Genomic DNA, 23271 nt, shown 5'->3' with positions numbered 1-23271 from the left:
TGCCTGGCCCCGAGACGGAGGACCCCGTGACGAGTGCTCCCGCACCTTGCCGCCCCTTAACCCCGGCGGTAGCCTGAAAACCAGATGACGGGCCGCGCCGCCCACCACCGGTTCCGAGAGTGCCGGCACCGGCAACCCCCCACAGGCTCAGACCCGCCACCGGGAACGGGAGAAGCGATGTCGACGCTTGCAGAGGGCCGGGAAGCCTACGCCGAACGGCGCTGGCCGGACGCCGTCGGGCAGTACACCGCGGCCGACCGCGACGCCGAACTGCCGGCCGGCGACCTCGAACAGCTGGCCACCTCCGTGTTCCTCACCGGGCGGGCCCTCGAGGGAGTGGACATCCTGGCCCGGGCGCACCTGAAGTACCTCGCCGACGGCGACTATCCCGCCGCCGTCCGCTGCGCCTTCTGGACCGGCATGAACCTCATGCTGCTGGGCGAAATGGCCCGCAGCGCCGGCTGGCTGGCCCGCGCGCGCCGGATCGTCGAGGACCTGACCGAGCCCTGCCCCTGCGAGGGCCTGCTGTCCATCCCCGCCGGGCTGGGCGCCCTCTACCAGGGCGACGGCGCCACCGCCGCGGAAGCCTTCACCCTGGCCGCCGACCTCGGACGGGAACGTGGCGACGCCGACTCGGCGACCCTCGGCATGCTGGGCCTCGGGCAGGCAAAGATCATGCTGGGCCAGCTCCACGACGGCCTGGCCCTGCTCGACGAAGCCATGGTGGCCGTCACCGTCGGGGAAATATCCCCGGTGGCCGCCGGGATCATCTACTGCGCGGTGATCGAAACCTGCCATCTGGCCTTCGACGTGCACCGCGCCCACGAGTGGACACGGGCGCTGGACCGGTGGTGCGACGCGCAACAGCAGCTGGTGGCCTTCAGCGGCCAGTGCCAGATGCACAGGGCCGAGCTGTACCGGCTGCACGGCGCCTGGACCGAGGCGATCGACGCGGCCAAAACCGCGCTGGACCTCGCCTTCCGCGGCGACCGGATGGCCACCTACGGCGGCTTTTACGAGCAGGGCCAAATCCACCGGCTCCGGGGCGACTTCGACGCCGCCGAGGCCGCCTACCTGCAGGCCCAGGAGACCGGATTCCCGCCGCAGCCCGGGCTGGCTCTCCTCCGCCTGGCCCAAGGCAGGCCGGACCAGGCCCAGTCCATGATCCGGCAGGCCATGGACGGCGTGGGACCCGACTACCGGCGCCGGATGCTCGCCGCCCGGGTGGAAATCGAACTGGCCGCCGGCGACGCGCCGGCAGCACGGGCCGCCATGGAGGAGCTGGCCTCGCTCTGCGCCTCGATCGACATGCCCATGCTGCACGCCCTCGCCGAGCAGGCCGAGGCCGCTGTACTCTTCCACGAAGGCGACCCCCAGGCTGCCCTGGTCCCGCTCCGCCGTGCATGGTCCCGCTGGCTCAGCCTCGACGCACCCTTCGAAGCGGCCCGCTGCCGCGCCCTGCTGGCGAGCCTGTGCGCCGCGCTCGGCGATGTTGAATCCGCCCGGCTGGAGCGTAAGGCGGCCCGGGCGGTGTTTTCCGAGCTCGGCGCCGCACCGGAGCTGTCGGCGCTTGAGACACCCGCGCTTCAGTCACCGGCGCTTGAGCACCCGGCGCCTGCGCCGGACGCCGGGACGGCTCACTTGCCAGCCTCCGCGGACGACGTCGGTCACGCCGCCGGAGCCGGGCCGCTCACCGCCCGCGAAACCGAGGTGGTCCGGCTCGTCTCCGCCGGACTGAGCAACCGGGACATCGCCGCCGAGCTGTTCATCAGCGAGAAAACGGTGGCCAGGCACCTGAGCAACATCTTCACCAAGCTGGGCCTGACCTCCCGGGCCGCGGCCACAGCCTACGCCTACCGGCACGGACTCGTCTGACCTCCCCTCCTGCATAGAATTACCCATTCCCCGCCCGCCGGATTCCGCCCCGGAAATGGGTTATTCGCCCGATTCGCCGCGCCGCGCCGAAAAATAGCGTTAGTGGCATGAACATCTCGGTGCTCGCAGGAATGGTTTCCACCGCCCTCTTCGCGGTGAGCTACCTGCCCATGCTGCTCAAGGCCCTCCACACGAGGGATCTTGACTCCTACAGCCTCGGCTACCTCGTGCTGAGCAACGCCGCCAACGCCGTGCACTCCGTGTACGTCGTCAGCCTCCCGCCGGGGCCGATCTGGGCGCTGCACCTCTTCTACGTCGTGGCCTCAGCGCTGCTGCTCATCTGGTACCTGCGCTTCCGGTCTGTTCATACCCAGCAAACCGAACCTGCATCACCAAGGAGGCACCACCATGAACACCAGCCCAGCAACTGACACCTTCGGCACCGTCGGTACCGCCGCCGTCGACACCGTCATCATCGGCGGCGGACAGTCCGGCCTGGCGCTGGGCTACTACCTGGCGCAGCAGCACCGGAACTTTGTCATTCTCGACGCCGGCTCACGGGTTGGCGACGGGTGGCGGAACCGCTGGGATTCGCTGCGCCTGTTCACCCCCGCCAAGTACGACGGCCTGCCCGGCCGGCCCTTCCCCGGCGACCGTCTCGCCTTCCCCACCAAGGACGAGCAGGCGGACTATCTGGAGGACTACGCCTCCCGGTTCCACCTGCCGGTCCGGCCCAACACCGCGGTCACCCGGCTGAGCCACGACGGGCAGCGGTTCCATATCACGGCCGGGGCACAGCGCTGGACGGCGGCAAACGTCGTCCTCGCCACCGGCGCCTGCCACCTGCGCAAGACGCCGCGCTTTGCGGCGGACCTGCCGTCCGACGTCGTACAGCTCCACTCCTCCGACTACAGGAACCCGGCCCAGCTCCAGCCCGGTCCGGTCCTCGTGGTGGGGGTGGGCAACTCCGGGGCGGAGATCGCCCTGGAAACCAGCCGCACGCATGAAACCTGGCTGGCCGGCAAGCCGAGCGGCGAAATCCCGTTCCGGCACGGCCGGACCGCGGCCCGGTTCCTTCTCCCTATGGTCCGGTTCGCGGGGATGTACGTGCTGAACACGAACACGCCGGTGGGGCGCAAGGTGCTGCCCAAGATGGCTGCCATGGCTAAGCCGCTGATCCGCACCAAGACCGCGGACCTCGCCGCCGCCGGCGTCCACCTGGTGCCCCGCGTCACCGGAGTGCAGGACGGCGAAGTAATGCTCGACGACGGCGGGAGCCTTCCGGTGGCAAACGTCATCTGGTGCACCGGCTACACCGAGGCCTACCCGTGGATGGACATCGCGGCGCTGCCCGCGGACTGGCGGAAGCAGCAGCGCCGCGGGATCGTGGATGCGCTGCCGGGCCTGTACCTGCTCGGGAAGGACTACATCTTCGCGGCAACATCGGAAACCCTCCCCGGCGTGTGCCGGGACGCCAAGTACCTGGCGAAGCAGCTGGCCGCCACCCGGGCTCCGCAGGATGCAGCCCGGGTCCGAAGCCGACTGGCGGCGTAACTAATCGACGCTGGCGCCGCGGTTCCGCCCAACGACGGGACCGCGACGCGACCACGGCGGCGAGCGCCGGCGTCGTTCTCCCTCAGCGTTGGCTGCTACGCGCGCTGGGTGAGGTTGAGAATGTTCCCTTCGCTGTCCAGGAACCAGGCGGACTTCCCCCAGTCATCCGTGAAGACGCCGTTCTCCGTCTTCAGCCCGGGCTGGTCGTACTCTTCAAAGACGACGCCGCGGCCCCGCAGCTCCTCCATTTCGCGTTCGATGTTGTCCGTGGTCCAGCCCATCTGGGTGTTCTTCGCCGTCCCGGCATTCTCTGTCTGATAAACGAGGAAGGCCGTTCCGTGTCCGCCGCGGTACACCAGGTTGTCGTCCTCCACGGACTCGGAAGGCTCCAGCCCCAGCTTGTCCCGGTAGAAATCCCTCGCCCTGTTGATGTCCTTCGCCGGAAGTACAGCCATGATGTCTGAATCTGTGAGCATGATGATTTCCTTTGCGCTTTGTTCTCTCGTTGATGGCGATGCTCTCCCCCGGAAGCGCTTCCGGAACGTCCTTGTCCCGTAGCCGCGTGGCCGCCCGTTCCGCCAATACCGGGGCGGCCACCTGGGACTCTGCCAGGCCCTGCCAGCCACCATCGGCGCGAGGGTCCCCGAAGCTTACGGGGCCATTATGGAGCCGATTCCCGGCTACGGAAATAGTGCTGAGGCGTTACCTACGGCAATTCCTCCCGCCAGGCCGGAGCTCACAGCCCTGCTATCCCCAGGATTGTTCGGACATGTGCCGGAAGGCGACCTCGAGGATCCTCAGGTGCCGCGGGCGGGTGAGTGCGAACAGGACTACCTCGGCCACGTCGTCGGGGGTCATCATGTTTTCCAGTTCCGGCATGCCGGGAAGGCGCAGGCCCCGCCCCATCCCAAAGTTACTCGCGACCCCTCCCGGGCAGACATTGGTGCACCGGATGCCGCTGGCCCTGAGTTCGTGGTCCAATGAGCGTGTGAACCCGACTTGAGCGAACTTCGTGGCAACATATACGGCTTCGTCGGGCAGCCCGCGACGGCCTGCTTCGGATGCAACAGTGACGATGTCTCCTGCGCCTCTTTCTTGCAGGTAAGGAAGGGAGGCACTCACCGTGTTGAAGAGGCCCGTCACGTTGACGTCCGTCATTTCCTGAACGTCGCTGTCGGGGGTCTCGATGAAGGGTGCCCAGGAGCCCACCCCGGCGTTAGCGACGACGATGTCGATGCCGCCAAAGTGCTCCGCCGTCTTCTCGGCGGCGCCCTGCATCGCCTCGCGGTCCCGGACATCGGCCGCCACCGTCAAGCTGTTGGGAAGACTGGGACCCAGTCCCGACCGCGACACCATGGAGACAGCGGCTCCCGACCTGGACAGGGCATCGGCGACGGCCGCACCAATGCCGCCGCTGGCTCCCGTGATGAAAGCAGTCTTGCCCGATAGTTGATGGCTGATGATTTCGTTCATAACATAACCGCCTGAGTCGATTCGATAGCTTTCACTTTTGGTGTCGATCTGAGTCCAGTCCTGGCTGGAAGGGTGCTGGCCGCTGCGTCACAGTGCATGAACGGTCCAGCCGGCATTGTGGGCCGTTCCTGGGAGCAACATCACGAGGTCGTCACCCGTGTTGAATGCGTTGGGAGGGCAGGTCATGGGTTCCACAGCCAGTCCGATGCGGTGCCGTTCGGGAATCTCATGGTCCGCGGTGTGGAGCTGGACCCACGGGCAGGCTTCTCCCCAGGTCATGGCGACTCCGGTGCCGAGGGGATCCCGTAGCTGTAGGCGTACCTCGTCCTCGCCAGGCATGGTACGGAGATCGGTGAAGGCGTGGTCTATTGCCCTCTTACCCAGCCGTTGGGGGCGGCGGTAATCGAATGGTGTGCCGTCCACGGAGGTACGTTGGAGCGGAATGAGTCTGTCCGGTGTGACGTCGAGGAAGGTGCCTGCGTCCAGTTCCAGTGACCAGGTATCCAAAGGGGACGGCCCGGCCATGAGGTACGGGTGGGGGCAGGTCCCGTAGGGCGCGGCGTGTTCCCCGGTGTTCGTGGCAGTGACGGTGGTGTGAAAACCTGACTCGTCCACGGCGTAGCTGACGTCGAGCAGCATCTCGAAGGGGTAGCCCTTGCTCGGGCGGAGTACGTGCCGCAGTCCCAGGCGTGATCGCTCATGGTAGAGAACGGTCCAGGGAACGTGGGAAACCAGGCCGTGTAGCGCTGCCGCCCTGGAGGGCTCGTTGATTGGAACCGTAAGCTCAACTCCCCCGAAAATGTAGCGTCCGTCAGGAATGCGATTGGGCCAGGGCGCGATGATGGCGCCCCGGTAGTCGGGCATCGGCTCACCGGGAGCGAACGGGACGATCAGGTCACGGCCATCATGGGTGAGCATGCGCACGGCGGCCCCTTCTTGCGTCACCGCCGCGCTGTAGCCGGCTGCGGAAATTCTGTAGTCACCGGCGTTCACGGGGCAGCCACCGGCCGCCTGGCCACGACCTGCAACAACCTGCCGGCGACTGCCGCGGTTTCCATCCGTGCCGGGGCGAGGTAGGCGCGGGGATCAACGATATCCGGGGCGGCCAGCGCGGAGCGGACCGCACCCGTGAATGCAACGTTCAGGATGGTCCCCAGATTGATCTTCACCATTCCTGACGCAACCGCAAGGACCACTTCGTCGTCGGGCACACCTGAGGACCCGTGGAGCACCAGGGGCACTCCCACTTCAGTCCGGATGCGCGCGATGAGGTCATGATCCAGCCGGGCCGTCTGTGCCGTCATGGCATGGGAACTGCCGACGGCGACTGCCAACGAATCCACCCCGGTATCGGCGGCAAAGCGGGCGGCTTCGACGGGGTTGGTGCGCACTCCGGGGGCGTGGGCACCGTTCTTTCCGCCGATTTCTCCGAGCTCAGCCTCGACGTGCCATCCGCGCAGATGGGCCCACCGGGCTGCGTCGCGCGTCGCGACGACGTTGTCCTGGAACCCTAGGCGGGAGCCGTCATACATCACGGACGTGATGGCAGTTCCGGCCGCCTCGCGGAGAATTCGCTCGTCCTCGATGTGGTCCAGGTGCAGCGACACGCGGGCATGGGAGGACTCCGCCAGCGCCGCCAGCCCGCTCACGAGCGGCTTGAGCCGGCCGCGGTGGAACTTGATGCAGTTTTCGCTGATCTGCAGCACGGCAGGCAGTTCGGTTTGCTCGGCGGCATCAACGATGGCTTCCCCGTGCTCGAGGCTGATGACGTTGAAGGCGGCCAGCCCGACGCCGCTTCCGACTGCGTCGCGCATGAGCTCCCCGGTGTGTGCCAATGTCATATGAATTCTCCGTTGCGTTTGATTGGAGCTGCCAACCCTGTAATCAGCAGCTTTTAGATGTGAGCTTGACAACATGTCCAATGAAACACAACAATATCCAATATCTTCCAATCAACCAACAGGCAGGGGTGAACCGGTGCTTCTCGTAGGACTCGACATCGGCACGACGGCGGTCAAGGCCGTGGTCTTTGACGAGCACGGCGCTGCCCTCGCCGAGGGCCGGGCCGCTACACCGTGGTCTGTTTCGCCATTGGGGGTTCAGCTGGAGGCCGCCGAGCTTCTCGAGGCCGCGGTCTCGGCCCTCACCTGTGCGCTGGCCACGGCACCGGACGGTGCGGTGACTTCAATCGGCATCACCAGCATGGGTGAATCGGGCGTGCTGACCGGCCCGGACGGCAAAGCCGTGGGCCCGGTGATCGCCTGGCATGACCGGCGGGATCTTGCCGAACTGGCGAGCCTGCGCGCTGCCATTTCCGAGGACGCGTTTTCCGTCCGCACGGGCCTGCCAATGCGGGAACAGTGGTCCCTGACCAAACACCGTTGGCTCCTGACCCATCTGCCGGAGACCCGGCGGGCAGCCATGCGCCTTAACATCGCGGAGTGGATGGCCTTCTCGCTGGGCGGAGCCCCCGTCTCCGAGCTCTCCCTGGCCTCGCGCACCGGCTGGCTCGACCTCGCTTCCCGCAACTGGTGGACCGAAACCCTGGAATGGTCGGGGGCCAGCCAGGCCCTCATGCCGGAACTGGTGGTGGCCGGGACCAACCTGGGTGCTGTGAGCGCCGAAGCAGGGATAAGCCGCCTCACCGGGGCGGCCATCGCGGTGGCGGGACATGACCACCAGGCGGCGGTCGCCGGAGCGGGGGCTTACCTGCCCGGCGATGTCCTTGACTCCTGTGGAACTGCCGAGGCCCTGGTGCGCGTCATTGAACCAGCCCTTTCGGAACCGGCCCTGCTCGAGCTGGCATCCGCCGGAATTACTGCAGGCTGGTCCGTTTTTGAGGACAAATGGACACTGCTCGGCGGCACGCAGGCCGGGATGGTCCTCCAGAACGCGTTGAAAATGCTCGGCCTCGACACCGCCGACATCGCGCACCTTGACGCCGAACCCTCCCGGGGCGTCGGCCCGCTTCATGCCACGATCGACGCCGGGCAGGGACTTTCGTTCCACGGCGCCACCGGGGCAACGAGCCAGGCAGACATCTGGCGGGCAGCGCTGGATGCCGTGACCCGGCAGGCCGTGGAAGTCCACTCCCTGATGACCCGGGCGGCAGGCGCCCCGTCCCGGATGGTGGTGACCGGCGGCTGGTCCCGCAGCAGCGGACTCCTGCGCAGCAAGGAAAGAGTGTTCGGCGCCCTCACGGTGTCACCGGCCAAGGAATCCGGCGCACGCGGCGCCGCCTTTTTCGGAGGCCTCGCTGCAGGCATCTACGGATCTGCTGCAGATTTTCCCTCCGGCGCAGGCCTGCGCCCATCCTCAAATACCGCTCTCCAACCGGAAGGGGCCCTGTGATGCACCCCGTCCCCCACCGCAATGAGCCGCGCTCCGATTCCCGGGTCCCATTTCCGGAGCAGCGGCGCGGACTCATCCTTGAGCGCCTCCGCGCCGAAGGCCGCGCCGACGCGGCCTCGATCGCAGAGGAACTCGGCGTCACCGGTGAAACCGTGCGGAAGGACCTCCTGGCCCTGGACCGGCTGGGTCTCCTGCGCCGGGTCCACGGCGGAGCCGTACCGGTGGGGCGCCTGACCTACGAGCCAGCCGTCTCGACGCGGACAGGCTTCATTGACGAAAAGACCCGTATTGCCAAGGCAGCGCTGCGGCACCTGCCCATCGGCGGTTCGGTGCTGCTCGATGCGGGATCCACCACAGGCAGGCTGGCCGCGATGTTCCCGCATGACAAGGAGTTAACCGTGTACACGAACACGCTCAGTATCGCCATTGGCCTCCTGGACAGGCCGTTGCTGACGGTTCACACGCTCGGCGGACGGGTCCGTCCGCTGACGGAGGCCGAAGTGGACGACTGGGCATCCCGGTCACTGTCCGAGATCAACGTTGACGTTGCCTTCCTCGGAGCGAACGCGATTTCGGTAGACAGGGGGCTTACCACTCCGGACCCGGCGGAAGCCGCAGTGAAGAAGCTGATGCTGGAAAGCGCCCGGCGGCGCGTCCTCTTGGCGGATCACAGCAAATTCGGGTGCGTGAGCAACTGCAAACACGCCGACCTTGCCGACATCGACCTTCTCATCACCGACTCCGGCCTTGACGGCCGCGAGCTCAAAGCCGTCCAGGCGGCAGGGGTGGAGGTGGAACTGGCATGATCGTGACCGTTTCACCGAATCCCAGCATGGATCGCACCATGTCCATCAACCGGCTGCCGCACGGGGACATTGTCCGCAGCCACCGGAGTTACAGCGAGCCCAGCGGCAAGGGGGTTAACGTCGCCGTCGCGCTGCATGCCAACGCCATCGACGTCGTAACAGTCCTGCCCGCCGGCGGCTTTACAGGGGTGCAAATGACCGGAATGCTGTCGGACCTGGGCGTCCCGCATGTCGCGGTGCCGATCGCACAGGAGATCCGCAGCAATGTCAGCCTGGTGGAACCCAACGCGACGGTCACCAAGATCAACGAGGTGGGTCCCAGTTTGGACGATGCGGAGGCCGCATCGCTGATCCGGGCTGCCTTGGAGCAGGTCGGCGCCGATGACTGGCTTGTCCTCTGTGGGACGCTGCCGGACGGAGCGGTGGAACGGCTGTACATCGACTTGGTGGAGGGGGCACACGGACGGACCGCCCGCGTTGCCGTCGACACTTCGGGGGAACCCTTGCGGAACGTCCTTCCGTACGGGCCCGACCTGGTCAAACCCAATGCCGGCGAGCTCGCGGAGCTGACCGGACGGTCGTTGGAGACCCTGGGGGACGTCGTTGACGCCGCCGAGGAACTTCGATGCCGGGGAGCCCGGACCGTCCTGGCAAGCCTCGGATCCGACGGAGCAATCCTCCTCGACGATTCCGGCTGCTATTTCGGCCAGGCACGGGTGGACCGCGTCGTCAGCGCCGTCGGCGCCGGGGATGCACTGCTTGCCGGCTTCCTCGCCGGCGGCGCCAACGGACCCCGCGCCCTCCGGGAGGGCTTGACGTGGGCGGCTGCGGCCGTCCAACACGAGGGCACTCTTTACCGCGGCCGTGGGCCACGGACAAGAGTGGACATCAGCGACGATCTCGACCGGAACCGGGCCCTCAAGGAGCCCTGCACCGCAGCGGGCCAACCGGCGGGGAGCCTGATCTAAGCCCGCCCCTCCGCCCGCCAGCACCACAACCTCGGGCCCCAAGGCCCTTGCCTGGCTACACGCAACCCAATTTCAAAGGAGAACCATGGTTACCAAGCGAACAGCGCGGCTCGCACTTATCTCGTCTCTCTCTGCTGCCACTCTTCTCGGCCTCACGGCCTGCGGCGGTTCCGCCCCGGCCACCACGCCTTCAGAGGACAAAGGGCTGATCGGCATTTCCATGCGGTTCATCGCCGGAAACGCCTGGCTGAGCACCATGTCCGACGGCGCCGTCAAGTCCGGAACCGCCAAGGGCTGGACGATGGAAGCCGTCGACGCCCAGGGCAGCGCCCAGACCCAGATCCAGCAGATGAGGACCTTCATCAACAAGGGCGCCAAGGCGATCATCATCGAGCCGGTGGGCGACCGCAACGTTGCCGGGGGCATAGAGGCTGCCAAGGCCGCCGGCATTCCGGTCATCGTCGTCAACGACCGTGTTTCGGAGGAGCTCGCCAAGAAGGTCGCCTGCAACGTGCACGACGACGGCGAGGCGACCGCCGAGCTGGTGGGAGCGAAAGCCGCGGAAGCCGCCGTCGCTAAGAAGGGCGAAAACTCCACCATCAACCTCTACATCCAGGCCCTGTTCCCCCAGGAGCTCGTCACCGAAAGCCGTGAAAACGGCTTCATGGCCGGCTGGAACAAGTACATGGAGCAGCACCCGACGGTGAAGACCAAGCGGATCCCCAACAACTACGGCGAAGCCCTGCCGGACAAGACCCTGACCGCGATGCGCAACGTGCTGGCCGGAAACCCGGACCTTGACGTCGTCTTCAACCAGACCGACGTCGTGATGCCGGCGGTGATTGAGGCCCTCAAGGGCGCGGGCCGCATGGACCAGAACGGTAAGACCGAGGTCATCCTGGCCGGGTTTGACGGCGGCATGGAGGTTATCAAGTCGATGGCGAAGGATCCGTCCTCCCCCGTGGTTGCAGACGGCCTGAACCAGCCGGCGCTCCAGGCCGCCTACGCCGTGGACGAAGCCATCGCCGCCGTGGCCGGCACCCCCACCGGCAAGTGCGAGGGCACCCCGGCAACCCGGATACTGCCCGCCCTGGCCGTGACCCCCGAGAACGCCGGCCAGTACATCAGCGACGACCTCGCCTTCGCCGGCGCCGAGTAGGCGGGACCATCATGACTGCATCCGTTGGGCTCGACCTGCGCCCCCTGATCGCGGTATCGGGAGTGTCCAAGGCATACCCGGGAACCCAGGCCCTCGCCGGCATCAATCTGGAGGTGATGCCCGGAGAAATCCACGGCATCGCCGGACAGAACGGCGCCGGAAAATCCACCCTGGTGAGAATTCTCTCCGGCGTGGAAAGGCCTGATTCCGGCAAAGTCCTGATCGACGGTGAGGCCGTCACGCTGGATAACCCGCAGGCGGCCCAGCGGGCGCGGATCATGACCGTTCACCAGGAACTCAGCCTGGTCCCGCACCTCTCCGTGGCGGAGAACATCTACGTGGGAGAACTGCCGCGCACCGCCGTCGGCACGATCCACTGGTCCAGGGTCCGCACCGAGGCCCGTGAACAGCTGCTGCGCCTCGGGTTCGACATCGACGTCCGCGCCACCGTGGCATCGCTGCCGATCGCCCACCGGCAGGCCGTGGAAATCGCCAAGGCCCTGACCCGGGACGCCCGGGTCCTGATCCTTGACGAACCCACGGCCACCCTGCCGCGTCACGACGTGAACCAATTGTTCGACCTGCTGAACCAGCTCAAGAAGCTGGGCCTGGCCATCATCTACATCTCGCACCACTTCGACGAGATGTACGCGATCTGTGACAGAATCTCCGTCTTCCGGGACGGCCAGCGCGTGGCGCTTCACGACGGCGACGAAAAGCAGCACGATGCCATCCTGCAGTCCATGCTCGGCGGGCTGAGCCCGGAGCGGTCAGCAAAGCTTCAGGTGGGGCCCGGAGACATGCCCAGGCTCGGCACCGGCCGGACCGAGGGCGAGGTGGCGCTGTCAGTCCGTGGCCTCCGCGACGGCCACGACCTGCACGGGGTGGACCTGGACCTTCACAAAGGCGAGGTGCTCGGCATTGCCGGCCTTTCCGGCAATGGCCAAACCCAGCTTGCCGCGGCCCTGTTCGGAGCTGAAAAGTCACAGCACGAGGAGTTTCTGGTCAACGGCCGGGAGCGGCGCCGGCAGGATCCCGCCCACTCGATCGCCCTGGGTATCGGCTTCCTCCCCGAGGAACGCAAGACGCAGGGGCTGATCCTGACTATGTCCATCACGCGGAACATCACCATGGCCTCTCTGCCGCGGTTCTCGCCCGGATACTTCCTGAGCAAGGCCAAGGAACAGAAGGCAGCAGTGCGCATGCGCGACGCCCTTGCCATCAAGACCGCACACGTCGGCGAAGCGGTGGGTAACCTCAGCGGCGGCAACCAGCAAAAGGTTGCCCTTGCGAAGTGGCTGGTCAGCGGCGTCAGCACGCTGATCATCGTCGAACCCACCCGGGGCGTTGACGTCGGGGCAAAACTCGAGATCTACGAACTCATCCGCACGTTCGCGGACCAGGGTGGCAGCATCATCCTGATCACGTCCGAAATCGATGAGGCCCTGATGTGCGACCGGGTGCTCATCCTTAGCCGGGGCCGGACCGCCGGCGCCGTGAGCCGCAGCGAGATTGAGCAGCGCGGGGAGGCCGCGATCCTCGACCGCTTCAACTGACCGTCCCGAAAACCAAAACAATGGAGTTCAAACCCGTGGCAACCAACACCACCCCGATACCGCCGGCACGAAGGCTTGCCCAAAGCCTGCCGTCCGCCCTCACTTCGCTCCGCACGTTCGTCGCTTCGCTCGGCTCCAAGGGATACCTGCTGGCCGTCGGCGCCATCGTCCTTCTCGTCGGCAGCGCCCTCTCCCAGCACTTCATGACCTCACGGAACCTCATATCGGTTTTGATCACCGCTTCTGTGGTGTCCGTCCTCGCCGTCGGACAGTACCTCGTGATCGTCACCGGCGGCATCGACCTCTCGGTAGGGGCCGTCGCAGCAGTGTCGTCGGTGATAGCGGGGCTGGCCCTTCAGCAGGGCATGCCCTGGCCCGTCGCCCTCCTTCTGGCACTGCTGACCGCCGGCCTGATAGGGGTCTTCAACGGCCTGATGATCGTCTACGGCGGCATCACCCCGTTCATCGTGACGCTGGCGATGATGAGCATCGCCCGCGGTGTGGCGTACATGCTCCAGACAGGGCGGCAGGTCGCGATCGAGGACCAAGGCTTCCTTGCGGCCTTCACCGCCAGCGTGGGTCCCATGCCCGCGCCGGTCATGATCGCCCTGCTGGTGACCATCGTCTTCGCCGTCGTCATGGCCCAGACCCGCTTCGGCCGCCGGCTCTTCGCACTGGGAGGCAACCCGGAAGCCGCCAGGCTGTCCGGACTCCCCATTAAGCGGGACATCATCGGCGCCTACTTCCTCTCCTCCCTCCTGGCCGGCCTGGGAGGAGTGATGATCGCCGCACAGCTCACCGAGGGCAGCGCGATCATTGGCGAGGGCTACGAGCTCAACGCAATTGCCGCCGTCGTGGTGGGCGGGGCGTCCCTTTTCGGCGGCACCGGCGACCCTGTCAGCGCCGTCCTGGGCGGCCTGATCATCGCGGTGATCCTGAACATCATGGACCTTCTGGGCATTCAGGCCCAACCCCAACTGGTGGTCAAAGGGGCCGTGATCCTGCTGGCCGTCCTGTTCACCAGCGGCGTGGGCAACAAGCTGCCCGGCGCCCTTCGAAAACTCATCTTCCAGCAGCGCTACACGGGCAAACCCGCCACTCAAGCGACGCCGGTCGGCGCTGCACCGGCCAACGACAAGGAGGAAGCGGATGTCCGCCACTAACGAGGCCACGCTGACCCGGCGGCGGTTCTTCACGGAGGCGGAAGCCGAAACCGTGGACGCCATCTGCGCGCGCATCTTTCCCAGCGGCGACGGAAAACCCGGCGCCCGGGAAACCAAGGTCATCACCTTCATCGACAGGACGACGGCGGACGAGGACGAGGCCCTGCGCCGCTGCTACCGGGACGGAGTGGAGGCCCTGAACGCCCTCACTTCCGAGCTCTACGGCCAACGGTTCGCGGAGCTGTCCGACGAACGCAAAGACGAGGCGCTGGAACGCATCGAAGCCAGCGGAGCCACGGAATCCACTGGAGCCCCTGAGGGCCCCGAAGACGAGGGCCTCCTGGCCACGTTCTTCGCCCTCGTCTGGGAACACACAATCCAGGGCATGTTCTGCGACCCGCAGTACGGCGGCAATCACGAGGCCTTGGGCTGGCAGCTGGTCGGCTTCCCGGGGGCCCAATGGGGCTACAACGCCGAACAGATGCGGCCCGGCTTCGATTCCAAAACCATCCCCATCAAGACCCTTGAAGATCTACGCAGAGAGTTGAGGCGAGCAGATGCCTGAGACTGCAGAGGCCATCGTCGTCGGGCTGGGAGCATCCGGCGGCATCATCGCCGAGCAGCTGACCAAGGCCGGGATCCGGGTGCTGGCCCTCGACAAAGGCCCCGTGCACACCAGTGAGGAATTCACGTTCAAGCAGGACGAAGTCAAGTACTACTCCCGCGGCTCCCTCGTCCCGCAGCTGGCAACCGACCCCGTCACCTGGCGGCCGGACGAGAAGTCCACCGCACGGCTGCTCCCCTGGGCAGCCGGGGTACGCGGGAACAGCGAACCCCTGCATTTGCCGCCCTCCATCGGCCCCGGCGGAGGAACCCTGCACTGGGGCGGTGCCTCCTGGCGCCACCGCGACGCCGACTTCCGCATGAAGTCCCTCATCGAGGAGCGCTACGGTGCACACGCCCTGGACGAGGATTCCACCATGGTGGACTGGCCCATCGGCTACGGCGACCTGGAACCCTACTACGACCGCGTCGAATGGGAACTGGGCGTCTCGGGCCGGGCCGGAAACGTCAAGGGCGCGCCGGACCCGGAGGGAAACCCCTACGAATCCCCGCGGGAGCGCGGCTTCCCGATGCCCCCGCTGCGCACGGCGCCGGCCGACGACAGGTTCAAGGCGGCCTGCCAGCGCCTCGGGTACCGGCCCTTCCAGCAGCCGGCTGCGGTGGCTTCCACGGATTACAAGTCGCTGAAGGGCTGCGAATACTGCGGTTTCTGCCACGGATTCCTGTGCCACGTCAACGCCAAGCAGTCCAGCCGCATCACCTCCGTCGAGGCGGCCCTGCGGACGGGCAACCTGGAGATCCGTTCCAACTCACGGGCCTTCCGGCTTGACCGCGACCCTTCCGGCCGCCGGATCACCGGAGTCTCCTACTTCGACGCGGACGGCAACGTCCACGAGGTGCAGTCCAGCCTCGTGGTGGTGGCCTGCTACGCCTTGGAGAACAGCCGTCTGCTGCTCGCCTCCGGCATCAACGCCAACGGCCAGGTGGGCCAGAACTTCATGACGCACAGCTTCGGCTGGTGCAGCGTGGTCCTGCCAGAGTTCAGCAATCCCTTCATGGCACCCCTCGTCGCCGCCAGCGTCGTGGACGATCTGAACTGCGACGGCGTGCCGGACAACGACGAAGGGGTGCTGTGGGGATCCGTCCTCACCAGCATCCCCGGCGACCTCCAGCCCATCGAAGCCGCCCACAACCTCCCGCCCGGCATGCGCCGCTGGGGGCAGGGCTTCAAGGACTGGTTCTCCGAGAACTACCGCCGCCTGATGGGCCTCCACAACCAGGTGCCCAGCTTCCCGTCGAAGAAGTACTACTGCGACCTCGATCCGGTGGTGAAGGACAAGTTCGGCCAGCCGGCGCTGCGCATCACGCACGACTGGTCCGAGCATGACCTGGCCGCCCTGAAGTACTTCGAGAAGGTCAAGCGCGCCATCGCCGAGGAAATGGGCGCCACCCAGTTCTGGTCCGAACCGACGCCCCCGGCATATCACCTGTCCACGCACGAGGTGGGAACGCACCGGATGGGCGAGAACCCGGCCGATTCCGTCGTCGACATCTACGGCGAGTCCCACGAATGCAAGGGCCTGTTCGTCGTCGGCGGCGGCCAGTTCCCCACGCTGTCCGGCTACAACCCGACCCAGACCCTGCAGGCGCTGGCGTATCTCAGCGCCGACCGCATCCTCGACAAGGTCTGATTCGCGGCCCGTACCGGAACCCTAAACCCCCCGAAAGAACACCCCCGTCTGCCTGAAACCCCAGGCGGCGACGCGATAAAGAAAGAGAAATAACAAATGGTTGACCCGTATGCCATCGTGGCATTGTCCAACACCGTCCACACCATCAAGAAGCGCGAAGACGCCATCGAGAACACCAAGCGGATCTGCGACTTCATGGACCCGGCCGTCATGGTGGCGGCCACCGACGGCGCACCCGTCAAGCTGGTTGTCCTGCCGGAAATGGCAATACAGGGCATGCTGCCGGACTTCAAGGCCGGCAACCGCGAAGCCCACGAAGCCTTCGCCATGACCATCCCCGGACCGGAGACCGAGATCCTCGGCCAGAAGGCCCGCGAGCTCAACACCTACATCGCCGCTGAGCTCTACCTTGTCCGCGACGACGACTTCCCGGGCCACCTCTTCAACGTGGCCTTCATCATCGACCCCAACGGTGACGTGGTCTACAAGCGTTACAAGTCCACCTCGGACGCGTACGAGGGCGGCGCCCTGGGCACCACCAACCCGCACGACATCTGGGACGAATTCATTCAGAAGCGCGGCAACGGCAACCTCCTGGATGCCTTCTTCCCGGTCGCCAAGACCGAGATCGGCAACATTGGCTACATCATCTGCCACGAGGGCGCCTACCCGGAGACCTCCCGCGGCCTGGCCATGAACGGTGCCGAACTCATCATCCGCGGCACACTGATCGAGCCGCAGGTGGGCATGGGGATGTGGGAGCTGCAGAACCGCGCCCACGCCATGTTCAACCAGGTCGTGGTGGTCGCTCCGAACCTGGGCCCGCAGCGCAACGACGACGGCAGCCTGTTCGACCTCTTCGGTGGCCAGTCGATGATCGTGGACCACAAGGGCCGGGTCCTGGTGAAGAACGAAGGCGTCAGCGCCGGCGACTCCTTCGTCAGCACCGTCGTCGACCTGGAGGCGCTCCGCCGCTCGCGGGCTGCCAATGGCGTCACCAACTGGTTCAAGGACCTGCGCACCGAAATGTATGCGGGCATCTATGAACAGCCCATCTACGAAAGGAACCAGTACCTCAACGAGCTGCCGGCCGAAGGCTGGCTTGCCCGTGAGGCGAAGCGCCGTGGCATGAACATCGACAAGCTCATGGAACGTGGACTCCTCACGGCGCCGTCGAGCAACTAACTCCCCCGCAAGAGGGAAACCACTGCGGGCGTCCGGCCCAGGCCGGACGTCCGCATCCCATCACCAAGCCCTGCATAACCCGAAAGGTAGACGCATGTACGCCGCCGTCCTTCGTGCCCCCGGCCCCGTCGAGAACCATCCGCTGGACTACAGTGAGGTCCCCGAACCCGTACCCGGACCCGGTGAAGTCGCGATCAGCGTGCTCGCCTGCGGGGTCTGCCGGTCCAACCTGCACATGATCGAGGGTGACTGGCTGCCCGGCACCCCCGCCGCGCTGCCCATCATCCCGGGCCATGAGGTGGTAGGCCGTGTGAAGGCCGTTGGTCCTGGCGTGGACAACCTCGTGGTGGGCGACCGGATCGGCGTCCAGCCCATCTGGTCCGCGTGCGGCATGTGCGGGCACTGCATCGGCGGTCATGAACAGCTCTGCCGGCGGCGGCAGATCACCGGAGAGACACGCGACGGCGGTTACGCGGAAGTCATGCTTGCGAACGCCGCCTTCGCCTGCAGGATCCCCGATTCCCTGTCCGATACCGAGGCTGCGCCACTGTTCTGCCCGGGGATCACCGCCTACGGCGCGGTGAAGAAGGCGCTGCTGCGGCCGGGCCAGAACGTGGCGGTGTTCGGCGTCGGCGGCGTTGGCCACCTGGCGCTGCAGATGGCCGGGCTCACCGGCGCACACGTCAACGCCGTCTCCCGGAGCGTGCAGGCCCGCGCCCTTGCCGAGCAGCTGGGTGCGCGCGGCGCATATGTGCCTGCCGGAAGCGAGGGAGGCCTGGTGCTTCGGGACGGGTCCCAGGACGCGGCCATCGTCTTCGCCCCGTCGGACCGGGCCGTTGCCGAAGCGCTGCGCGTCATCAAGCCGGGCGGACGCGTGGTGCTCGGCGTGGCACAGTCCGTGGGCGTCATGGACATCGGCGACGAAAAAGCTGTCGTCGGAACGGTGCTGGGTACCCGCCAGGACATGGCGGACGTACTGAGCCTCGCAGTGGACGGCAAGCTCCACGCTGTCCATGAAGACTTCCCGCTCAGCGAGGCCAACCAAGTGCTGCAGCGGCTCAAGAACGGCCAGCTGCACGGCCGTGCCGTACTGGTGCCCGGCGCATGAGTGCCGTCGCCGGCCGGGAACCGCAACGGTTCATCATCGTGGGCCGGGGCTGGCGCGCCGACTTCTACCTGCGCATAGCCCGAAGCCTTCCGCACCTCTTCACCTGCGTCGGTGCGGTCACCCGAACATCAGAAGGCGGGAAGGACATGGAGCAGCAGTGGGGCATACCCACATACCGGACCCTCCACGAAGCAGCCCGCAGCCTGGACCCGGACCTCGCCGTCACATGCGTCCCCCGGCATGCCAACCCGGAGGTCGTCCGTGCACTCGTTAGCCTCAACATTCCGGTCCTTTCGGAAACGCCGCCCGCCGCTGACCTTCCCGCACTGCTCGCGCTGTGGCACGACGTCGGGTCCACGGGCCTGGTCCACGTGGCAGAGCAGCACCCTTATCTTCCCTTCTTCCGCGCTGTCCGCCGCCTCCTCGACACCGGCAAGTTCGGGGAAGTCAGCTCCGCCACCGCGTCCTGGACCCACGACTACCACGCCATGGCCATCCTGCGGTCGGCGCTCGCCATAGGACACGACCGCGTACACATCCTGGCAATGTCCCGGCAGTCCCCGCTCATTAACGGACCGGACCGGCAGGGCAAACCCGATCACCAGAAACTGGACGACGTCCGGACCACACTCGCGCTCCTAAGTTCGGGCTCCAAAACAGGGGTCTACGACTTCACCGAGACCCAGTGGTTCAACCCCCTGCGCGGACGGCATTTCCAGCTCCGCGGCAGCCACGCCGAACTCACCGGCAACCGGCTCACCTGGTTAAACGACGACGGCGACCCCGTCACCGCGGCGATCGAGCGACGCCACCTCGGCATCGACGGCAACCTCGAAGGCGCCGACCTGGATACGCTCAGCGCCGCAGGGGAAATCCTGTATGTGAACCCTTTCCGCGGCGCCCGGCTCTCAGACGAGGAGATCGCCATGGCCACCTGCCTCAACAACACGCTGCCGGAAAACCGCACCCAGGGCTACTCCCTGGCCGACGCCTGCCAGGACCACTATCTCTCCCTCCTCATTCATGAAGCCGCTGGGTCAGGAGGGAGCCTCAACTCAACGCCACAACCATGGCAGGCCGTCCCGAGCCTCCACACCTCATCGGGCCACCATCCCACACCAGCGCGTGCCGTCACCGGCCTGGAACCAACCAAATAACAACCGATTCGAAGGAACGACAATATGCAGAAGCGAACCCTGGGACGCACCGGGCTATCCGTCTCCCCAGTCTGTGTGGGAACAAGTGCCCTGGGCAGCCACCCCACACAATACGGCTATGAAGTCAGCCACGAGACGGCGGTAGCCACCATCCGCCGAGTGTTCGACGGACCGTTCAACTTCATCGACACCTCCAATGAATACGGGCACGGCGGCGACAGCGAACGCCGGATCGGCGAAGCCATCAAAGAAGCGGGCGGCCTGCCGGCGGACATTGTCCTCGCCACGAAAGTCGACCCCATCGTCGGCACCACGGACTTCTCCGGCGACCGGGTCCGGAAGTCCGTGGAGGAAAGCCTCGAACGGCTCGGACTGGACAGACTGCAACTCGTCTATTTTCACGACCCCGAAAAGATCACCTTCGAAGAAGGAACGGCGCCTGGAGGTCCCCTGGAGGCCCTCATTGACCTGAAGAACCAGGGCGTTATCGAACACCTGGGTGTCGCAGGCGGCCCCATCGACCTCGAACTGAAGTACCTGGCGACCGACGCCTTCGACGTCGTCATCAGCCACAACCGCTACACCCTCGTGGACCAGACGGCGGAGCCGCTGATCCAGGACGCGGCAGCCCGCCGCGTGGCATTCGTCAATGCCGCCCCATTCGGCGGCGGCATGCTGGTCAAAGGCCCGGACGCGGTCCCGAACTACTGCTACCGCCCGGCAAGCCCGGCGATCGTGGAACGGGTCCGGAAAATGGAACAGCTGTGCAAGGCGCACGATGTGCCTTTGGCCGCCGCGGCGCTTCAGTTCTCCACCCGGGACCCACGTGTCGCGTCCACGATTGTAGGCATGTCCGAACCCCGCCGCGTTGCCCAGACAGCCGAACTCGCCGAGTGGGACATTCCCACCGAACTGTGGGACGAACTGATCCCGCTGGCCCGCGCCGGTTCCGGCGAATTGGGATAACCGCCAACCTTCCCGAACACCGTGAATGCCTCCGCGAAATCCGATATCGGAATCTGACGGAGGCGTTCCGGTGTGCTGGCCGACGTCACGGTACGCCGGTAATCCAGATTCTCGTCAGCAGGAATTTCATGACACCTTTAGGAGGAGTCAACAGGCCAGCTAAGCCGCTTTACAGGAGGTAGCCATGACCCCAGCCGCAGAACCGGCCAACGGGCGTCCGGACACGCGCGTGCCCTACGCGGACCAGAGAAGAGAATTCATCCTTGCCACACTCCGAACAAACGGCCGCGCCGATGCCGCCGACATGGCTCTGGAACTCGGGGTCACGAACGAAACCGTCCGCAAGGACTTTGTAGCCCTCGAGCAACTCGGATTGCTCCGCCGCGTCCACGGTGGCGCCATCCCCGTGGGACGCCTCACCTATGAACCTCCCCTGGCAGCGAGAACAGCCCTCTCCGCGGAGAAGGAGCTCATCGCCCGGGCAGCCCTCCAGCACTTGCCCACCGACGGCTCAGTCCTCATCGACGGGGGGTCCACGACCGCGAAGCTGGCCGAAATCTTGCCGAGGGACCGTGCGCTGAGGGTCTACACCAACACGCTGTCAATCGCCATCACCCTCATGGATGCGCCGTTGCTGACGGTTTACACCCTTGGCGGACGCGTCCGGCCGGTCACCTCCGCCGAAGTCGATGACTGGGCAGCCCGGGCACTTGCTGAAATCAACGTGGACGTAGCGTTCCTCGGAACCACAGCCGTCTCCCTCGAGCGGGGCCTCACAACTCAGGACGCGGCCGAAGCGGCCATCAAACGGCTAATGCACGCCAGCGCCCGCCGCCGCATACTACTCGCCGACCACAGCAAGTTCGGGAAGGTCAGCAACTGCAAACACGCAGACCTGGGCGACATCGACCTCCTTATCACTGATACCGGCATCAACCCCCAGATGCTGAAGTCGCTGCGTTCAGCAGGCCTCCAAGTAGAATCCGTCTGACCCTTCACCAACGGTCAACATGCCCTCAGCCACTAATACGCCGGAGTCTGTCGTTGCCCCATTCTGAACGGCGAACGCAGAGATGGCCCCACCCGGCGTCCACTCCTGAAAAGACCAGGACGGAAATCGGCCTCGTACAACGTTGGTCCTCATCGCCGGACTTGCCGGGCCGTGGTTTACCTGCCAGTTTTCTCTGAAATCGTATGTCAGGGTTCCGGCTGGAGCGCCATCCCTGAACTCGATGCAGCAGTGCCGCACGTCCCCGCGGACCATCTCTATCCCCATGATGAAAGTTCCCATGCATGGCAGCTCTCCGCTGTACTCAAACTCGAGAAAGCAGTCACGGTCGGACCGTAAGAGGGCTGCCCTGACTAGCCGGGGCGCCTGAGGGCAAACCTGGTCATAGGCGTGAGTACACATGCTGACTCCTCATACACGGGACCAAATGGTGGTCTTTCTGATGCCCGACAATTAATCCTTGCTGCTGAAGGCGGCGTCGAAGCTGGTCTGGGAGGCCGGGAAATCGAACTTCTTCAGCGCGGCCAAGGCTTCGGGGGCGCCGTGGAGGCGGTCCATGCCGGCGTCTTCCCACTCAATCGAGATGGGGCCGGTGTAGCCGATCGCGGTCAGGGCGCGGAAGGAGGATTCCCAGGGGACGTCGCCGCGTCCGGCGGAGACGAAGTCCCAGCCGCGCCGCGGATCACCCCAGGGCAGGTGCGAGCCCATCACGGTGTTCCGGCCGGTGGGGCGCAGCTTGGTGTCCTTGCAGTCCACATGGTAGATCCGGTCCTTGAAGTCCCAGATGAACGAGACGGGGTCAATGCCCTGCCACATCATGTGCGAGGGGTCCCAGTTTAGGCCGAAGGCCTCGCGGTGCCCGATGGCCTCCAGCGTCCTGACCGTGGTCCAGTAGTCGTAGGCAATCTCGGACGGGTGGACTTCGTGGGCGAACCGGACCCCGCACTCGTCGAAGACGTCCAGGATGGGGTTCCAGCGGTCCGCGAAGTCCTGGTAGCCGGCGTCGATGACTTTTTCCGGGACGGGCGGGAACATCGCGACGTACTGCCAGATGGAGGAGCCGGTGAACCCGACGACGGTGTCCACGCCCAAGGCCTTGGCGAGCCTGGCGGTGTGTTTCATTTCCTCGGCGGCGCGGGTGCGGACGCCTTCGGGGTTCCCGTCGCCCCAGACTTTGGAGCCGACGATGGCTTCGTGGCGGAAGTCGATCGGGTCATCGCAGACGGCCTGGCCCTTGAGGTGGTTGGAGATGGCCCAGACCTTCAGGTTGTACTTTTCCAGCACGGCGAGCTTGGATTCGACGTAGCCGGGTTCATCCCAGCGCCAGGCGTCCAGGTGGTCTCCGGAGACGGCGATTTCCAGTCCGTCGTAGCCCCAGCCGGAGGCGAGCTTCGCTACTTCCTCGAAGGGCAGGTCGGCCCATTGGCCTGTGAACAAGGTGAACGGGCGGGTCTGTTGGTCGGGCATCGTTGTTTCCCTTCTGGTGGGATCGCTTACGCTGCGGCGTAAGCGATGACGTTCTCTTTAGTTGCTTGGGCCTTATCCAGTGCCGCTACAACTCGGCCTGCACGCATGACCATCACGCGGTCGGAGAGCTCGAGTAACTCGGGGAGTTCGCTGGAGATCACGAGTACGGCGACCCCTTTTCGGGCGAGCTGTTCGATCAGGCGGTGGATCTCAGCCTTG

General features: G+C 66.0%; 21 protein-coding genes and 1 pseudogene. 16 read left to right on the top strand and 6 right to left on the bottom strand.

Annotated elements, in window-relative coordinates; genetic code table 11:
- The first annotated feature begins 177 nt into the window (after positions 1–177).
- The 3 genes from AC6CH3_RS12330 to AC6CH3_RS12320 all read left to right on the top strand — a co-directional run bounded on the left by AC6CH3_RS12330 (position 178) and on the right by AC6CH3_RS12320 (position 3429).
- On the top strand, positions 178–1875 hold the full coding sequence (locus tag AC6CH3_RS12330; RefSeq protein WP_498132708.1) for a helix-turn-helix transcriptional regulator: 1698 nt from the start codon (positions 178–180) through the stop codon (positions 1873–1875).
- Between the two features lie 107 nt (positions 1876–1982).
- Complete coding sequence (locus AC6CH3_RS12325) at positions 1983–2306, top strand: hypothetical protein (RefSeq protein ID WP_498132707.1); 324 nt, start codon at positions 1983–1985, stop codon at positions 2304–2306.
- On the top strand, positions 2284–3429 hold the full coding sequence (locus AC6CH3_RS12320; RefSeq protein WP_498132706.1) for a flavin-containing monooxygenase: 1146 nt from the start codon (positions 2284–2286) through the stop codon (positions 3427–3429). The genes AC6CH3_RS12325 and AC6CH3_RS12320 overlap by 23 nt, the downstream gene beginning before the upstream one ends.
- A gap of 95 nt (positions 3430–3524) precedes the next feature.
- Here AC6CH3_RS12320 and AC6CH3_RS12315 read toward each other — a convergent pair whose 3' ends face one another.
- The 4 genes from AC6CH3_RS12315 to AC6CH3_RS12300 form a co-directional block, all read right to left on the bottom strand.
- Positions 3525–3905, bottom strand: a complete 381-nt coding sequence (locus AC6CH3_RS12315) for a VOC family protein (RefSeq protein WP_498132705.1) — start codon at positions 3903–3905, stop codon at positions 3525–3527.
- Between the two features lie 271 nt (positions 3906–4176).
- Entirely contained in the window at positions 4177–4902 is a 726-nt protein-coding gene (locus tag AC6CH3_RS12310; protein ID WP_498132704.1) for an SDR family oxidoreductase, read from the bottom strand.
- A gap of 87 nt (positions 4903–4989) precedes the next feature.
- A complete protein-coding gene (locus tag AC6CH3_RS12305; protein ID WP_498132703.1) occupies positions 4990–5895 on the bottom strand; it encodes an aldose 1-epimerase family protein in 906 nt (301 codons plus the stop codon).
- Positions 5892–6743, bottom strand: a complete 852-nt coding sequence (locus AC6CH3_RS12300) for a class II fructose-bisphosphate aldolase (RefSeq protein WP_498132702.1) — start codon at positions 6741–6743, stop codon at positions 5892–5894. The genes AC6CH3_RS12305 and AC6CH3_RS12300 overlap by 4 nt, the downstream gene beginning before the upstream one ends.
- Before the next feature lie 136 nt (positions 6744–6879).
- Here AC6CH3_RS12300 and AC6CH3_RS12295 point away from each other — a divergent pair, with 136 nt between their 5' ends.
- From AC6CH3_RS12295 to AC6CH3_RS12235, 13 genes are all read left to right on the top strand, one after another.
- Positions 6880–8253, top strand: coding sequence for an FGGY-family carbohydrate kinase (locus AC6CH3_RS12295; protein WP_498132701.1), 1374 nt, complete (start codon positions 6880–6882; stop codon positions 8251–8253).
- On the top strand, positions 8253–9059 hold the full coding sequence (locus AC6CH3_RS12290) for a DeoR/GlpR family DNA-binding transcription regulator (RefSeq protein ID WP_498132700.1): 807 nt from the start codon (positions 8253–8255) through the stop codon (positions 9057–9059). Before AC6CH3_RS12295 ends, AC6CH3_RS12290 begins: the two co-directional genes overlap by 1 nt.
- Entirely contained in the window at positions 9056–10027 is a 972-nt protein-coding gene (locus tag AC6CH3_RS12285) for a 1-phosphofructokinase family hexose kinase (protein ID WP_498132699.1), read from the top strand. Before AC6CH3_RS12290 ends, AC6CH3_RS12285 begins: the two co-directional genes overlap by 4 nt.
- Before the next feature lie 85 nt (positions 10028–10112).
- A complete protein-coding gene (locus AC6CH3_RS12280) occupies positions 10113–11186 on the top strand; it encodes a sugar ABC transporter substrate-binding protein (protein ID WP_498132698.1) in 1074 nt (357 codons plus the stop codon).
- An 11-nt stretch (positions 11187–11197) separates the two neighbouring features.
- The gene (locus tag AC6CH3_RS12275) at positions 11198–12742 is read left to right on the top strand and encodes a sugar ABC transporter ATP-binding protein (protein WP_498132697.1); all 1545 of its coding nucleotides are present in this window, start codon (positions 11198–11200) and stop codon (positions 12740–12742) included.
- A gap of 35 nt (positions 12743–12777) precedes the next feature.
- Positions 12778–13905, top strand: coding sequence for an ABC transporter permease (locus AC6CH3_RS12270; RefSeq protein ID WP_498132696.1), 1128 nt, complete (start codon positions 12778–12780; stop codon positions 13903–13905).
- Complete coding sequence (locus AC6CH3_RS12265; protein ID WP_498132695.1) at positions 13892–14470, top strand: gluconate 2-dehydrogenase subunit 3 family protein; 579 nt, start codon at positions 13892–13894, stop codon at positions 14468–14470. Before AC6CH3_RS12270 ends, AC6CH3_RS12265 begins: the two co-directional genes overlap by 14 nt.
- Positions 14463–16160: a GMC family oxidoreductase gene (locus AC6CH3_RS12260; RefSeq protein ID WP_498132694.1), complete on the top strand. Its 1698-nt coding sequence runs from the start codon at positions 14463–14465 to the stop codon at positions 16158–16160. The genes AC6CH3_RS12265 and AC6CH3_RS12260 overlap by 8 nt, the downstream gene beginning before the upstream one ends.
- Before the next feature lie 96 nt (positions 16161–16256).
- Complete coding sequence (locus AC6CH3_RS12255) at positions 16257–17345, top strand: nitrilase-related carbon-nitrogen hydrolase (RefSeq protein WP_498132693.1); 1089 nt, start codon at positions 16257–16259, stop codon at positions 17343–17345.
- A gap of 94 nt (positions 17346–17439) precedes the next feature.
- Positions 17440–18453: an alcohol dehydrogenase catalytic domain-containing protein gene (locus tag AC6CH3_RS12250; RefSeq protein ID WP_498132692.1), complete on the top strand. Its 1014-nt coding sequence runs from the start codon at positions 17440–17442 to the stop codon at positions 18451–18453.
- Complete coding sequence (locus AC6CH3_RS12245; RefSeq protein WP_498132691.1) at positions 18450–19610, top strand: Gfo/Idh/MocA family oxidoreductase; 1161 nt, start codon at positions 18450–18452, stop codon at positions 19608–19610. The genes AC6CH3_RS12250 and AC6CH3_RS12245 overlap by 4 nt, the downstream gene beginning before the upstream one ends.
- A gap of 24 nt (positions 19611–19634) precedes the next feature.
- On the top strand, positions 19635–20576 hold the full coding sequence (locus AC6CH3_RS12240) for an aldo/keto reductase (RefSeq protein ID WP_498132690.1): 942 nt from the start codon (positions 19635–19637) through the stop codon (positions 20574–20576).
- Positions 20577–20760: 184 nt separating this feature from the next.
- Positions 20761–21567 carry a DeoR/GlpR family DNA-binding transcription regulator gene (locus tag AC6CH3_RS12235; RefSeq protein ID WP_498132689.1) on the top strand — a complete coding sequence of 269 codons (807 nt, stop codon included), beginning with the start codon at positions 20761–20763 and terminating at the stop codon, positions 21565–21567.
- Between the two features lie 471 nt (positions 21568–22038).
- Here AC6CH3_RS12235 and AC6CH3_RS12230 read toward each other — a convergent pair whose 3' ends face one another.
- A complete protein-coding gene (locus tag AC6CH3_RS12230; protein ID WP_498132688.1) occupies positions 22039–23052 on the bottom strand; it encodes a sugar phosphate isomerase/epimerase family protein in 1014 nt (337 codons plus the stop codon).
- Positions 23053–23078: 26 nt separating this feature from the next.
- Positions 23079–23271, bottom strand: a pseudogene (locus AC6CH3_RS12225) (D-xylose ABC transporter ATP-binding protein); the annotation flags it as partial.

The organism is Arthrobacter sp. GQ119, assembly GCF_059759125.1.
Note: the sequence above shows the minus strand (reverse complement) of the source record. Positions and strands in the feature narration are given on the sequence as shown.

What these genes read in the sequence shown, in the direction of transcription:
- AC6CH3_RS12275 (WP_498132697.1), top strand. Translation starts at nt 11,198, where the DNA reads ATGACTGCATCCGTTGGGCTCGACCTGCGCCCCCTGATCGCGGTATCG.
- AC6CH3_RS12260 (WP_498132694.1), top strand. Translation starts at nt 14,463, where the DNA reads ATGCCTGAGACTGCAGAGGCCATCGTCGTCGGGCTGGGAGCATCCGGC.
- AC6CH3_RS12235 (WP_498132689.1), top strand. Translation starts at nt 20,761, where the DNA reads ATGACCCCAGCCGCAGAACCGGCCAACGGGCGTCCGGACACGCGCGTG.
- AC6CH3_RS12240 (WP_498132690.1), top strand. Translation starts at nt 19,635, where the DNA reads ATGCAGAAGCGAACCCTGGGACGCACCGGGCTATCCGTCTCCCCAGTC.
- AC6CH3_RS12320 (WP_498132706.1), top strand. Translation starts at nt 2,284, where the DNA reads ATGAACACCAGCCCAGCAACTGACACCTTCGGCACCGTCGGTACCGCC.
- AC6CH3_RS12310 (WP_498132704.1), bottom strand. Translation starts at nt 4,902, where the DNA reads ATGAACGAAATCATCAGCCATCAACTATCGGGCAAGACTGCTTTCATC.
- AC6CH3_RS12285 (WP_498132699.1), top strand. Translation starts at nt 9,056, where the DNA reads ATGATCGTGACCGTTTCACCGAATCCCAGCATGGATCGCACCATGTCC.
- AC6CH3_RS12265 (WP_498132695.1), top strand. Translation starts at nt 13,892, where the DNA reads ATGTCCGCCACTAACGAGGCCACGCTGACCCGGCGGCGGTTCTTCACG.
- AC6CH3_RS12325 (WP_498132707.1), top strand. Translation starts at nt 1,983, where the DNA reads ATGAACATCTCGGTGCTCGCAGGAATGGTTTCCACCGCCCTCTTCGCG.
- AC6CH3_RS12315 (WP_498132705.1), bottom strand. Translation starts at nt 3,905, where the DNA reads ATGCTCACAGATTCAGACATCATGGCTGTACTTCCGGCGAAGGACATC.
- AC6CH3_RS12280 (WP_498132698.1), top strand. Translation starts at nt 10,113, where the DNA reads ATGGTTACCAAGCGAACAGCGCGGCTCGCACTTATCTCGTCTCTCTCT.
- AC6CH3_RS12290 (WP_498132700.1), top strand. Translation starts at nt 8,253, where the DNA reads ATGCACCCCGTCCCCCACCGCAATGAGCCGCGCTCCGATTCCCGGGTC.
- AC6CH3_RS12245 (WP_498132691.1), top strand. Translation starts at nt 18,450, where the DNA reads ATGAGTGCCGTCGCCGGCCGGGAACCGCAACGGTTCATCATCGTGGGC.
- AC6CH3_RS12330 (WP_498132708.1), top strand. Translation starts at nt 178, where the DNA reads ATGTCGACGCTTGCAGAGGGCCGGGAAGCCTACGCCGAACGGCGCTGG.
- AC6CH3_RS12250 (WP_498132692.1), top strand. Translation starts at nt 17,440, where the DNA reads ATGTACGCCGCCGTCCTTCGTGCCCCCGGCCCCGTCGAGAACCATCCG.
- AC6CH3_RS12255 (WP_498132693.1), top strand. Translation starts at nt 16,257, where the DNA reads ATGGTTGACCCGTATGCCATCGTGGCATTGTCCAACACCGTCCACACC.
- AC6CH3_RS12300 (WP_498132702.1), bottom strand. Translation starts at nt 6,743, where the DNA reads ATGACATTGGCACACACCGGGGAGCTCATGCGCGACGCAGTCGGAAGC.
- AC6CH3_RS12230 (WP_498132688.1), bottom strand. Translation starts at nt 23,052, where the DNA reads ATGCCCGACCAACAGACCCGCCCGTTCACCTTGTTCACAGGCCAATGG.